Raw genomic sequence first — 11,977 nt, 5'->3', positions numbered from 1 at the left:
AGGGGCCTCAGGCCCGGCGCTTGGCGCTCTGCCGTGCCACGCGCTCGGCGAAAGTTTCATAGGGCCAGCGCTCTTGCAGCGCCTGTACCATCAACTGTTGGCCGGTCTGTGGTGCAAGGCCGTGCAGCGGCGGGTCGGTGTCCAGGTTGGTGGGAAAGGCATAACCGTCGGCGCAGCAGGCCACCACGGCGGCCAGGCTCTCGGCGTCCAGCAAGTGGTCTGTGGCCTGTTGCAGCAGGTGGGGGTACAGGGCGAGCATCATGCGCTGGCGGTCCAGGGTTTCCATGGGTTTGCCAAAGGCCGAGCTGATCTGCAGCAGGTTTGCCATGCGGTGCAGGTCGGCCGTGTGGTTGCTGCCAGCGGCATGGAACAGCGCCGGGTTGAAGAACAGCAGGTCACCTTTGGCCAGCGGCAATTGCACGGCGTGTTGCTGGAAATAGTCGATAAAGTCAGGGCGGCGCCAAGCCAGGTAGCCCAGGGGGTATTGCTGGGAAAACGGTAGCAACTGGGTCGGGCCGCTGGCCAGTGGCATGTCGGTGTGGGCTACGGCGCCCTGCAGGGTCAGGTATTGGGACAGCACGTGCAGGGGCAGAGGGTAGCGTTGCACCACCTCCTCGGTCTGGAACCCCAGGTGGTAGTCGCGGTGCGGCTGTTGGGCCTGGCCACCGGGGCGAACCACGTTGACCTGCGCGGTGACCTGGAAGTCCGGGCCCAGCCAGGCTTCGGCGATCAGCCCGAGCAGGGGGTTGGCATAGTACTCCACGAACGAGGCGGGTGAGCACAGGGCTGCCTTTTGCAGGGCGTTCCAGATGCGGCCGTTGCTGCCCGCCTTGGCGAAGTGGTCAGCCGCCACGCCAGCCTCGGCTTCCGTGGCGAAGATGGCTTCGAACACGGCGCTGTGGCGGTCGATGACCGCGGGGTCGTAGAAGCCTTGGCGCACCACGAGCACGCCGGGGCCCTGGCTGAACACGCGGTGCAGTTCATTGAGCACCGCTTGGCGGTCGCTTGTGCGCAGGCGGTGGCCTTCATAGATCGGCACATTGGCCTGCACCTCAGCGCAGAGGGGGTAGTGTTCGCGTCGGGCCTGCTGTTCGCACAACAGGCTGAAGTCTTGCAGGCGCACGGCGTCGGCGCGGACGAAGGCGTCGCTCATCATTCACCCTCCGCCAGGTGCAAGGGCTGTGCGGGGCGCGGGCTGCCGCCGTCGCCGCAGCCGAGCACACCTTGCTCCAGGTCGATGATGGCACCGGTCATCATCCCCGACTCGCCAGACAGCAGGAATGCCACGCTCTGGGCCACTTCCTCAGGCTTGAGCAGGCGCCCGAAGGGCTGCGCCTGTTCGGCCGCCTGCAGCCAGCCGTCCTGGGCGCCGTGGTAGTGGCGCTGGATCTCGTCTTCATGGGGGGTGTCCATCCAACCGATGTTCAGGCCGTTGACCCGGATGCGGTTGTGCAGGGCGCTGAACGCCACGTTCTTGCTGAGGATGGCCAAAGCGCCCTTGGACGCTGCGTAGGCGGTGAGAAACGACTGGCCGCCGTGGCCGGTCACGCTCTGGATATTGACGATGGCGCCTGCCACCTTCTGGCTGATCATCAGCTTGATGGCCTCCTGCATGAGGAAGAACGGCGCGCGCACGTTGACGGCGAACAGGCGGTCGAACAGTTCCGGCGAAGTGTCGAGGATGGTGCCACGGTCCGACATGCCAGCGCAGTTGACCAGCCCGTGCAGGGTGCCAAAGTGGGTGCGGGCCGCGGCGATCACCGCACGGCAGTCGGCCACTTGCTCAAGGTCGGCCTGAACGAAATGGGCCTGGCAGTCCAGGGCTGCCAACGCTCGAACCTGGGCCTGGCCCTGATCGGCGCGGCGCCCGCAGATGATCAGCCCGGCGGCACCGCGGTTGGCCAGGGTGCGAGCCACGGCCGCCCCCAGGCCCTGGGTGCTGCCAGTGACCACAAAATACTGGCCCGTGAAGGACGTGGCGAGGTCGGTTGAGGTCATGAGGTTCTCCTGAGGTTTTTTGTTATGGGCTTTGCAGGCCGGGCGCCTCGACGCCTGGCGAAACTGAGACTAGCATTGCCATTACCTCGTAAAAGCCCGAAAAGACCTCATAAAAACCTCAGGCTCGACCCCATGCTAGAACGCGCCAAACACTTCTCCATCAAGCAACTGGCCACCCAGGCGGGGGTCAGCAAAGCCACCGTCGACCGCGTGCTGCACCAGCGCGGCAGCGTGCATTACCAGACCCACCGGCGTATCGAGCAGGCCCTGGACGAGCTCGAGGCCCAAGAGAAAAATGGCCTGGCGGTGGGGCGTACCTTTCATATCGACGTGATCATGCACACGCCCCGGCGCTTCAGTGCGGCCGTGCAGGCCGCGATCACTGCGCAACTGGGCAGCCTGGCGCCGTTTCGTATCGCCCCGCGCTTCCACCTGTTCGAGGAAATCGAACCCCAGGCCATGCACGATCAACTGCTGCGTTGCCTGGCCACCGGCAGCCAGGGGGTGGTACTCAAGGCCGCCGACGAGCCAGCGGTCAACCTGGCGGTCAAGCAACTGGCCGCCGCCGGTATCCCGGTGGTCACCCTCGTCACCGACTTGCCCCATAGCGATCGCATCGGCTATGTCGGCATGGATAACCGCACCGCCGGCCAGACCGCTGCCTACCTGTTGTCGCGCTGGTTGCCGGCACAGCCCCAGGACGTGGCAGTGGTGATCGGCAGCGAGCTATTTCGCGGCGAGGAAGAACGCGAGATGGGCTTTCGCATGTGGCTGCGTGCCCGGGCGCCGTATTTGCAAGTGCTGGACATCAGCGGTGGTTACGGGGTTTACCCACGCACCTTCGAGCGGGTCTGCGCAGCGCTGGACCAGCACCCGGGGCTTCGGGCGGTGTACAGCGTGGGCGGCGGCAACCGTGCCATCGTCGACGCCTTCGCCGCCCGGGGGCGGGCGCTGGACGTGTTCATTGGGCACGACCTGGACGAAGAGAACCGCCAGTTGCTGGCCGAGGAAAAAATCGCGGCGATCATCGACCACAACCTGCAGATCGATGCCCGTCATGTGTTCCTGCACATCCTGCAGTTTCACCGGCTATGGAAAACCGGGCCCATTGCGCCCTCCCAGGTGCAGATCGTCACGCCGTTCAATTTGCCCTACTGATTCACGCAGTCGTTTCCCTGTACAACAACAATCCCAGGAGTTCGATCATGCTTAGAGTCGCTGTTCTCGGTGCTGGCCGCATCGCCACCATCCATGCCGCCAACGTCGCTGCCCACCCTGATGCCACCCTGGTGCTGGTCGCCGACCCCTGGCGCGCCGGGGTCGATGCCCTGAGCGCCCAACTGGGCTGCGAGGCTGTCTACGATTGCAATGCCGCCCTGGCGCGCGACGACATCGACGCCGTGGTGATCGGCACGCCCACCGACACCCACATCGACCTGATGCTGGCGGCCGTGACGCGCGGCAAGGCGGTGCTGTGTGAAAAACCCATTGACCTGGATATCGCCAAAGCCCGCGCCGCTGCCGACAATGTCGAGCGCCAGGGCGGGCGGGTGATGCTGGGTTTCAACCGCCGCTTCGACCCGGACATGCTGCGCCTGCGCCAGGGTATCGATGCCGGGCAGATCGGTGCGGTGCGCCAGGTGATCATCACCAGCCGCGACCCGGGCCTGGCACCGCGTGAATACCTGGCTCACTCCGGCGGCATCCTGCGGGACATGACCATTCACGACTTCGACACCGCGCGCCACCTGTTGGGCGAAGAGCCCACGCAGGTCAGCGCCATCGCCAGCCGCCTGGTGGACCCCAGCCTTGAGGAAATCGATGATTTCGACAGCGTGATGGTGCTGCTGCGTACCGCCTCCGGCAAGCAATGCCATATCAACTGCTGCCGACAGGCCGTGTATGGCTATGACCAGCGGGTGGAAGTCTCTGGCGCCTTGGGCGTGCTGCTGACCGATAACCACCGGCCCAGTACGCTGCGCCACTGGAATGCCGAACACACCGAGGCGCTGGAGCCGTTGCAGCATTTTTTCCTGGAGCGGTATGCCGAGGCGTACCGCAATGAGCTGGGCGCGTTTATCCAGGCGCTGACGGCGGGCACGGCGTTGCCCACCGGGGTGCGGGACGGGTTGTATGCGCTGCAGTTGGCGGATTGTGCGTTGGAGTCGATTCGCACGGGGAGGGTGGTGGCGTCAGGGCTGCCAGGTGCATGACCTGATGTTTTTGGCGTTCTTGAATGTCGAGCGCCGCCCGTGCGGCGCTTTACCGTACAAACCCGATGAACGCCTTCAACGCCGCCGGCAGATGCCGCCGCCCCGGGTAATATAGGAACGGCCCGCTGAACGTCTGCCACCAGGGCTCCAGCACGGGCTCCAGCGCGCCGCTGGCCAGGTAGGGCGCAAGCCAGTCCTCGAACAGGTGAATAACCCCCAGTCCTTGCACCGCAGCATCCACCGCCAGGTCGACGGCGCCACCGATGCGCACTTTCAACGGCCCGGTGGGCTCGACCCGCACCACTTCGCCGTCCCGCTCGAACTCCCATGCCGGCATCAGGCCGCTGCTGAACTGCCCGCGCAGGCAGGCATGGTCCAGCAGTTCGCGCGGGTGGGCAGGGCGGCCATGGGTGTTCAGGTAGGCCGGGGCGGCAGCGGTGGCGAAGCGCTGGGTGCGCGGGCCGATGGGCACGGCAATCATGTCCTGTTCCAGCCGCTCGTCGTAACGGATGCCGGCGTCGCAGCCAGCGGCCAGGATGTCGACGAAGCTTTCCTCGACGATGACCTCCACCTTGATCTCGGGAAAGGCGTTGAGGAATGGCGTGAGGATACCGGGCAGCACCAGCCGCGCCGCGCTCAGGGGCACGTTGAGCTTGAGGGTGCCGCTGGGGCGCTCGCGAAAACCGTTGACCACGTCCAGGGCGGCCTCCACCTCGGCCAGCGCGGGTACCAGGCGTTCCAGCAGTCGGGCACCGGCCTCGGTGGGGGCCACGCTGCGGGTGGTGCGGTTCAGCAGCCGTACGCCAAGCCGTGCCTCGGCGCGTCGCACCGCGTCGCTCAGGCTTGACGCCGACTTGCCGCTGGCACGGGCGCCTTCACGAAAGCCACCCGCCTGGACCACGGCGTGGAAGGCAAACAGGTCCTGCAGGTTGTTGTTCATTGTGCGCTCATCCGTACGGGCTGTGCCGATTCCACTGTATTTTCACACACTCGGTCAATGCCTATAGTCAGTGGCCTACCCACCGAGGATCTACCCATGACCACATCGTCTTTCACGCTGGGCCACCGCACCGTCAACCGCATGGGCTATGGCGCCATGCAACTGGCCGGCCCGCAGGTATTCGGCCCGCCGAAGGACCATGGCGCAGCGTTGGCGGTATTGCGCGCGGCCCTGGAGGCCGGGGTCAACCATATCGATACCAGCGATTTCTACGGCCCCTACGTCACCAACCGGTTGATCCGCGAAGCCCTGGCGCCGTACCCGCAAGACCTGGTGATCGTCACCAAGGTGGGCGCCCGCCGGGGTGACGACGGCGCCTGGCTGCGTGCCGACAGCCGCCAGGAACTGATCGACGCGGTGCACAGCAACCTGCGCCATCTGGGGCTGGATGTGCTGGAAGTAGTGAACATGCGTGCCTGGGGCAACCTGCATTCGCCGGACGAGTCCTCTATAGAGGCGCCATTCACCGTTCTGGCTGAGCTGCAGCAACAGGGCCTGATCCGCCACCTGGGGGTGAGCAATGTCTCGGCGGCGCAAGTGGCCCAGGCGCGCGCGATCGCACCGGTGGTATGCGTGCAGAACCACTACAACCTGGTGCACCGTGACGATGATGCGTTGATCGATACGTTGGCGGCGGATGGCATCGCCTATGTGCCGTTTTTCCCCTTGGGCGGGTTCACGCCGTTGCAGTCGTCGAAGCTGGATGAAGTGGCCCGGCGGTTGGGGGCTACGCCCATGCAGGTGGCGTTGGCGTGGTTGCTGCAACGTTCGGCGAATATTCTGCTGATACCCGGGACTTTGTCGGTGGGGCATTTGCGGGAGAATCTGGCAGCGGTGGAGGTGGAGTTGTCGGCGGAGGTGACGGGGGTTCTGGAGGGGGTTTGAGGGGAAATCGGGCCTGAAAACGCTGATCAAATCAACGACCTGCACCCAAAACCGACCGCCCTCCCGACCACTCGCCGCTTTCAGCTTGCGCCGTCAACTCACGTGGAGTACAAATGTACTCCATGACTACTTTATCCCCAAAACGCGCCGCCATACTCACTTTCATCCGTGACCGCATTGCCGATCACGGCCAGCCGCCGAGCCTGGCGGAAATCAGCGAGGCCTTCGGGTTTGCCTCGCGCAGTGTGGCGCGCAAGCATATCGTGGCCTTGACCGAGGCTGGTTTCATCGACGTCACGCCCAACCAGGCGCGGGGCATTCGCCTGGCGCGGCATCAGCGCCGCCCCGAGGTGCTGGAGATTCCGGTGCTGGGCCGGGTGGCGGCGGGGCGGCCTATCGACCCTGACGTGGGCGTGCACGACCACCTGGTGTTCGATGCGCGAATGTTCGCCCGCACGCCGGACTTTCTCCTGCAGGTGGCCGGCGACTCGATGATCGGCGACGGCATCCTCGACGGTGACCTGGTGGGCGTGAAGCGCCAGCATGATGCCCGCAACGGTCAGATCGTGGTAGCTCGCCTGGACGGCGAGGTGACCATCAAGCGCCTGGAACTGAACCGCGACAGCGTGCGATTGATGCCACGCAACCCGGCCTATGAACCCATTGTCATCGACGCCGAGCAGGAACTGGTGATCGAAGGCATCTTCTGCGGCCTGGTGCGTCGCTGATGGGCGCGGTGGTCAGCCTCGATGGCCTGCTCGACGAGCGGCGGGTGTGGAAGGGCCGTGCCCAGGCCCAGCCCGTGGCCACCCAGCCCACGGGCCATGCTGCCCTGGACCGTGCCCTGCCCAGTGGTGGCTGGCCGCCTTCGGCCCTCAGCGAAATCCTGTTGCCCAGCGCCGGCAGTGGCGAGCTGCGCCTGCTGTGGCCAACCCTGGCGCGCCTGAGCCAGGCCGGCGAACGCATCGTGCTGGTGGCGCCGCCTTTCATTCCCTACCCGGCGGCCTGGGAAACGGCCGGGGTCGACCTGCGTCAACTGGCGATCATCGAAGCCCGGGGCAACGAGGCCTTGTGGGCCGCCGAGCAGTGCCTGCGCTCGGGCAGTTGCGCCGCGGTGCTGTGCTGGCCGGACAAGGCCGATGACCGTGCCCTGCGGCGTTTGCAGGTAGCCGCCGAGACCGGCCAGACCTTGGGCTTCGCCTGCCGCCCCCGGCAGGCCGCCAACAACCCTTCGCCGGCGGCCCTGCGTATCGCCATCGACCTGCGCCCGGCGCAATTGCGCGTGCTCAAATGCCGCGGTGGCCTGGCCCCGGCCGCGCCTCTGGCGTTCAGCGCCTGAGGTCGCCATGCTCTGGGCCTGTATCCTGTTTCCGCAATTGGCGCTGGACAGCGCTCGGCGGCGCCGTGAAGACCCCGACGCGCCACTGGCCCTGATCAGCGGCCCGGCCCAGCGCCGTGTGTTGCAGGCGGTCAACCCGGCGGCCAAGGCGTTGGGGTTGCGCCCCGGGCAGACGCTGACCGCTGCCCATGCCCTGAGCCGTGACTTTGCCACCCTGGCCCATGACCCGGCCGACATCGACCAGTGCCAGCAGTTTCTCGCCGCCTGGGCCTACCGTTTCAGCTCCCAGGTCAGCCTGCATTACCCCCGCGCCCTGTTGCTGGAGGTGCAGTCGAGCCTGGGCCTGTTCGGCCCCTGGCCGAAGTTCGAGACACGGCTGCGTGACGAGCTCAAGGCCCTGGGCTTCAGCCACCGCATTACCCTGGCCCCCAACCCTGTGGCCGCGCGCATGCTGGCCAATGCCCATGACGGCCTGGCGGTGCTGGAGCCCAAGGCCTTGCCGACAGCCCTGGCGCCCTTGTCCATCGAGCGCCTGGGGTTGCCCCGGGACACCGCCACGGCCTTCGCGCGCATGGGCCTGCGCAGCTTCGGCCAGGTGCGGGCCTTGCCCCGTGACACCCTGGCCCGGCGCTTTGGCGCTGGCGACCTGCTGCACCTGGACACCCTCGACGGCCTGCGCCCCCAGGCCCTGGCGTTCTATACCCCGCCAGACTTTTTCGAGCAGCGCATCGAGCTGAATTTCGACGTGGAATCCCATCAGGCCTTGCTGTTCCCCCTGCGTCGCCTGATCAACGACCTGGCCGCCTACCTGGGCGGGCGCGACAGTGGCGTGCAGCGCTTCACCCTGCACCTGGAGCACGCCGAAGGCGAGGACACCCTGGTGCCCGTGGGCCTGCTGGGCGCCGAGCGCGACCCCGGCATGCTCTTTGAACTGGCGCGCGGGCGCCTGGAGCCGGTGCAGGTCAAGCGCCCGGTGCGCAACGTGCGCCTGGTGGCCCGTGACCTGCCGCGTTTCGTGCCCAGCCACCTGGCCCTGTTCGACGCCCGCCCGCAGCAGTCCCAGCCCTGGGAACAGTTGCGCGAACGCTTGCGGGCACGCCTGGGCGACGATGCCGTCAACGGCCTGGGAGCCCGCGCAGACCATCGCCCCGAACGCGCCTGGGTGCCGCAGGCATTGCCCAAGACCCTGGCGGCCGGTGAGCGCCCGGCGCGCCCCGGCTGGCTGCTGGCCGAGCCCCTGGCCTGGACTGACGGCGACATTCGCGTGCTGGCCGGCCCCGAGCGCATCGAGTCGGGGTGGTGGGACGGTGGCGACGTGCGCCGCGATTATTACCTGGTGGAGACTGCCAGCGGCCAGCGCGCCTGGGCCTATGAAGCCGTGGGCGAGCAGGGCCGCCTGTGGCTCCAGGGCTGGTTCGCATGAGCCTGGGCTACGCCGAACTGCACTGCCTGTCCAACTTCAGCTTCCAGCGCGGTGCCTCCAGCGCCCAGGAACTGTGCGAGCGCGCCAGGCGCCATGGCTATCAGGCCCTGGCCATCACCGATGAATGCACCTTGGCCGGTATCGTGCGTGCCTGGCAGGCCGCCAAGGCCTGTGGGCTGCCCTTGGTCGTCGGCAGCGAAATGCGCATCGACAACGGTCCGAAGGTGGTCTTGCTGGTGGAAAACCTGGCCGGTTACCAGAGCCTCTGCCAGTTGGTCACCCTGGCCCGGCGTCGGGCCGCCAAGGGCGAGTACCAGGTGTTGCGCGAGGACTTCGCCCAGGTGCCGCTGGATGGCCTGCTGGCCCTGTGGCTGCCCGACAACCCCCGCGACCTGGCCCCGGGCCATTGGCTGCGTGGGGTGTTCGGCGACCGTCTGTGGCTAAGCGTGCAACTGCACCGCGGCCCCGACGACGCCCGGCGCCTGCAGGAACTGCTGGCCCTGGCCGCGCAGTTGAAGCTGCCGGCCGTGGCCAGCGGCGACGTGCACATGCACGCCCGCGGCCGCCGCGCATTGCAGGACACCATGACCGCCATCCGCCATCACTGCACCGTGGCCGAGGCCGGGCAGCACCTGTTCGCCAATGGCGAACGGCACCTGCGGCCCCTGGCGGCCCTGGCTGAATGCTACCCCCAGGCCTTGTTGGACGAGTCGGTCCATATTGCCCGGCGCTGCACGTTTGACCTGGGCCAGCTCAAGTACCAGTACCCGCGTGAACTGGTGCCTGATGGCCACACCGCTGGCCAGTGGTTGCGCGAGCTGACCGAGCGCGGCATGCGCTGGCGCTGGCCCCAGGGGCCCACGCCCCAGGCCCGGGCGCAGATCGACAAGGAACTGGCGCTGATCATCGAGCTGGGCTACGAGAGCTATTTCCTGACCGTGCACGACATCGTGCGCTTTGCCCGCGAACGGCAGATTCTCTGTCAGGGCCGCGGCTCGGCGGCCAACTCGGTGGTGTGTTTTGCCCTGGGTATCACCGAGCTGGACCCGGCACGCATGAACATGCTGTTCGAACGCTTCATCTCCAAGGAGCGCAACGAGCCACCGGACATTGACGTCGACTTCGAACATGACCGCCGCGAAGAGGTGCTGCAGTACGTCTTCAACCGTTATGGCCGGCGCCGCGCGGCCCTCACGGCCGTTGCCAGCAGCTACCGGGGGGCCGGGGCCATTCGCGATGTGGCCAAGGCCCTGGGCCTGCCACCGGACCAGGTCAACGCCCTGGCTGACTGCGTGGGCCGCTACAGTGACCGCGTGCCCCCCGTGGACCGCCTCGACGAGGCCGGCTTCGACGCCGACAGCCCGGTGCTGCGCCGGGTGCTGGCACTGACCAGTGAGTTGATGGGGTTTCCACGCCACCTGTCCCAGCACCCGGGCGGCTTTGTCATCAGCGAGTACCCGCTGGACACCCTGGTGCCGGTGGAGAACGCCGCCATGGCCGACCGCACCATCATCCAGTGGGACAAGGACGACCTGGACGCCGTGGGGCTGCTCAAGGTCGACGTGCTGGCCCTGGGCATGCTCAGCGCCCTGCGGCGCAGTTTCGAACTGCTGCGCCGCTACAGTGGCCGCGAACTGACCCTGGCGAGCATTCCGGCCGAGTGCGAGCGCACCTACGCCATGATCAGCCGGGCCGACACCGTGGGGGTGTTCCAGATCGAGTCGCGAGCGCAGATGGCCATGTTGCCACGGCTGCGGCCAAGGACTTTCTATGATCTGGTCATTCAGGTGGCCATCGTGCGGCCGGGGCCGATCCAGGGCGACATGGTTCACCCCTACCTGCGCCGGCGCAACAGGGAAGAACCGGTGGTCTATCCCTCCGAGGCGCTGAAGAAGGTCTTCGAGCGGACCCTGGGCGTGCCGCTGTTCCAGGAACAGGTGATGGAGCTGGCCATCGTCGCCGCCGACTACAGCCCCGGCGAGGCCGACCAGTTGCGCCGTTCCATGGCCGCCTGGAAGCGCCATGGTGGCCTGGAGCCGCACCAGGTGCGCCTGACCCAGGGCATGCTGCGCAATGGTTACAGCGAAGCCTTCGCACAGAAGATCTTCGAGCAGATCAAGGGCTTTGGCAGCTATGGCTTCCCCGAGTCCCATGCGGCCAGCTTCGCGCTGCTGACCTACGCCAGTTGCTGGCTCAAATGCCATGAACCGGCGGCCTTTACCTGTGCGCTGATCAACAGCTGGCCCATGGGCTTCTACAGCCCCGACCAGCTGTTGCAGGACGCCCGCCGTCACCAGTTGCAGACCCGTGCCGTGGACGTGCGCCACAGCGACTGGGACTGCACACTGGAGCCCAGCGGGGAAGGGCAGCCGGCCATTCGCCTGGGCCTGCGGATGATCCGCGGTTTTCGTCAGGAAGACGCCTTGCGCATCGAACAGGTACGGGCCCGGCAGCCGTTCAGCGACGTCAGTGACCTGTGCCTGCGCGCCGGCCTGGACAACCGCGCCCGCGCCTTGCTGGCCGATGCCGACGCCCTGCAGGGCCTGGCCGGCGACCGTTTTCGCGCGCGCTGGGAAGTGGCCAGCGTCGAGGCGCAACTGCCGCTGTTCGCCGACCTGCCCAGCCGCCGGGACACACCGGTGGCGCTGCCGGTACCCAGCGTCGGCGAGAACCTGGTGGCCGACTACGCCACGGTCGGCACCACCCTGGGGCCTCATCCGCTGACCTTGCTGCGCCCACAGTTGGCACGTTTGCGCTGTCGCAGCTCTCAGGACTTGATGAACGTCGAGCATGGCCGCCATGTCAGCGTCAGCGGCCTGGTCACGGGGCGCCAGCGCCCGCAGACCGCCAGCGGGGTGATTTTCGTCACCCTGGAAGACGAGTTCGGCATGATCAACGTGGTGGTGTGGAACGACCTTGCCCAGCGTCAGCGCAAGGCACTGGTGGGCTCGCAACTGATGCAGGTGCACGGCCGGCTGGAGTGCGAGAGCGGCGTGCGGCATGTGATCGCCGGCAAGCTCACCGACCTCAGCGGCCTGCTGGACGGGCTGGACACCCGCAGCCGCGACTTTCGTTGACGCCGCGCCGGGCAGGGCGCCCGACGCGGCGGTCGATCAGGG

Annotated in this window: 10 protein-coding genes; 7 read left to right on the top strand and 3 right to left on the bottom strand. The window is 67.1% G+C overall.

All coding sequences use genetic code 11. The features are described 5' to 3' along the window. Positions 1-7: 7 nt before the first annotated feature. Both QBK88_RS08545 and QBK88_RS08540 read right to left on the bottom strand, forming a co-directional pair. Positions 8-1,156 (bottom strand): phytanoyl-CoA dioxygenase family protein, encoded by a 1,149-nt coding sequence (locus QBK88_RS08545; RefSeq protein WP_445764913.1) that lies wholly within the window; start codon positions 1,154-1,156, stop codon positions 8-10. Continuing rightward, complete coding sequence (locus tag QBK88_RS08540) at positions 1,153-1,998, bottom strand: SDR family oxidoreductase (RefSeq protein ID WP_268142554.1); 846 nt, start codon at positions 1,996-1,998, stop codon at positions 1,153-1,155. Before QBK88_RS08540 ends, QBK88_RS08545 begins: the two co-directional genes overlap by 4 nt. A gap of 132 nt (positions 1,999-2,130) precedes the next feature. Between QBK88_RS08540 and QBK88_RS08535 the strand changes: the two genes are divergently transcribed. Next, entirely contained in the window at positions 2,131-3,156 is a 1,026-nt protein-coding gene (locus tag QBK88_RS08535; RefSeq protein ID WP_277961717.1) for a LacI family DNA-binding transcriptional regulator, read from the top strand. Positions 3,157-3,203: 47 nt separating this feature from the next. Beyond that, entirely contained in the window at positions 3,204-4,211 is a 1,008-nt protein-coding gene (gene iolG, locus QBK88_RS08530; protein ID WP_277961716.1) for an inositol 2-dehydrogenase, read from the top strand. Between the two features lie 49 nt (positions 4,212-4,260). On the opposite strand, the gene QBK88_RS08525 is transcribed toward iolG, so the two are convergent. Beyond that, on the bottom strand, positions 4,261-5,151 hold the full coding sequence (locus tag QBK88_RS08525) for a LysR family transcriptional regulator (RefSeq protein WP_277961715.1): 891 nt from the start codon (positions 5,149-5,151) through the stop codon (positions 4,261-4,263). Between the two features lie 96 nt (positions 5,152-5,247). On the opposite strand from QBK88_RS08525, the gene QBK88_RS08520 reads away from it, so the two are divergent. From QBK88_RS08520 to QBK88_RS08500, 5 genes are all read left to right on the top strand, one after another. Next, a complete protein-coding gene (locus QBK88_RS08520) occupies positions 5,248-6,096 on the top strand; it encodes an aldo/keto reductase family oxidoreductase (protein WP_277961714.1) in 849 nt (282 codons plus the stop codon). A 113-nt stretch (positions 6,097-6,209) separates the two neighbouring features. Beyond that, complete coding sequence (lexA, locus tag QBK88_RS08515) at positions 6,210-6,824, top strand: transcriptional repressor LexA (RefSeq protein WP_268142544.1); 615 nt, start codon at positions 6,210-6,212, stop codon at positions 6,822-6,824. Next, positions 6,824-7,435, top strand: a complete 612-nt coding sequence (imuA, locus tag QBK88_RS08510) for a translesion DNA synthesis-associated protein ImuA (RefSeq protein WP_277961713.1) — start codon at positions 6,824-6,826, stop codon at positions 7,433-7,435. The genes lexA and imuA overlap by 1 nt, the downstream gene beginning before the upstream one ends. Before the next feature lie 7 nt (positions 7,436-7,442). Continuing rightward, entirely contained in the window at positions 7,443-8,858 is a 1,416-nt protein-coding gene (locus QBK88_RS08505; RefSeq protein ID WP_277961712.1) for a Y-family DNA polymerase, read from the top strand. Continuing rightward, on the top strand, positions 8,834-11,935 hold the full coding sequence (locus QBK88_RS08500) for an error-prone DNA polymerase (protein ID WP_277961711.1): 3,102 nt from the start codon (positions 8,834-8,836) through the stop codon (positions 11,933-11,935). Before QBK88_RS08505 ends, QBK88_RS08500 begins: the two co-directional genes overlap by 25 nt. Positions 11,936-11,977 lie beyond the last annotated feature (42 nt).

It is taken from the genome of Pseudomonas sp. RIT-To-2, assembly GCF_029623465.1.
GTDB lineage: Bacteria > Pseudomonadota > Gammaproteobacteria > Pseudomonadales > Pseudomonadaceae > Aquipseudomonas > Aquipseudomonas silvicola.
The sequence above is the reverse complement of the archived record's forward strand: the minus strand, read 5'-3'. Positions and strand labels throughout refer to the sequence as shown.

Excerpts from the sequence above, each read along its gene's own strand:
- QBK88_RS08545 (WP_445764913.1), bottom strand. The coding sequence starts at position 1,156 with ATGATGAGCGACGCCTTCGTCCGCGCCGACGCCGTGCGCCTGCAAGAC.
- QBK88_RS08540 (WP_268142554.1), bottom strand. The coding sequence starts at position 1,998 with ATGACCTCAACCGACCTCGCCACGTCCTTCACGGGCCAGTATTTTGTG.
- QBK88_RS08535 (WP_277961717.1), top strand. The coding sequence starts at position 2,131 with ATGCTAGAACGCGCCAAACACTTCTCCATCAAGCAACTGGCCACCCAG.
- iolG (WP_277961716.1), top strand. The coding sequence starts at position 3,204 with ATGCTTAGAGTCGCTGTTCTCGGTGCTGGCCGCATCGCCACCATCCAT.
- QBK88_RS08525 (WP_277961715.1), bottom strand. The coding sequence starts at position 5,151 with ATGAACAACAACCTGCAGGACCTGTTTGCCTTCCACGCCGTGGTCCAG.
- QBK88_RS08520 (WP_277961714.1), top strand. The coding sequence starts at position 5,248 with ATGACCACATCGTCTTTCACGCTGGGCCACCGCACCGTCAACCGCATG.
- lexA (WP_268142544.1), top strand. The coding sequence starts at position 6,210 with ATGTACTCCATGACTACTTTATCCCCAAAACGCGCCGCCATACTCACT.
- imuA (WP_277961713.1), top strand. The coding sequence starts at position 6,824 with ATGGGCGCGGTGGTCAGCCTCGATGGCCTGCTCGACGAGCGGCGGGTG.
- QBK88_RS08505 (WP_277961712.1), top strand. The coding sequence starts at position 7,443 with ATGCTCTGGGCCTGTATCCTGTTTCCGCAATTGGCGCTGGACAGCGCT.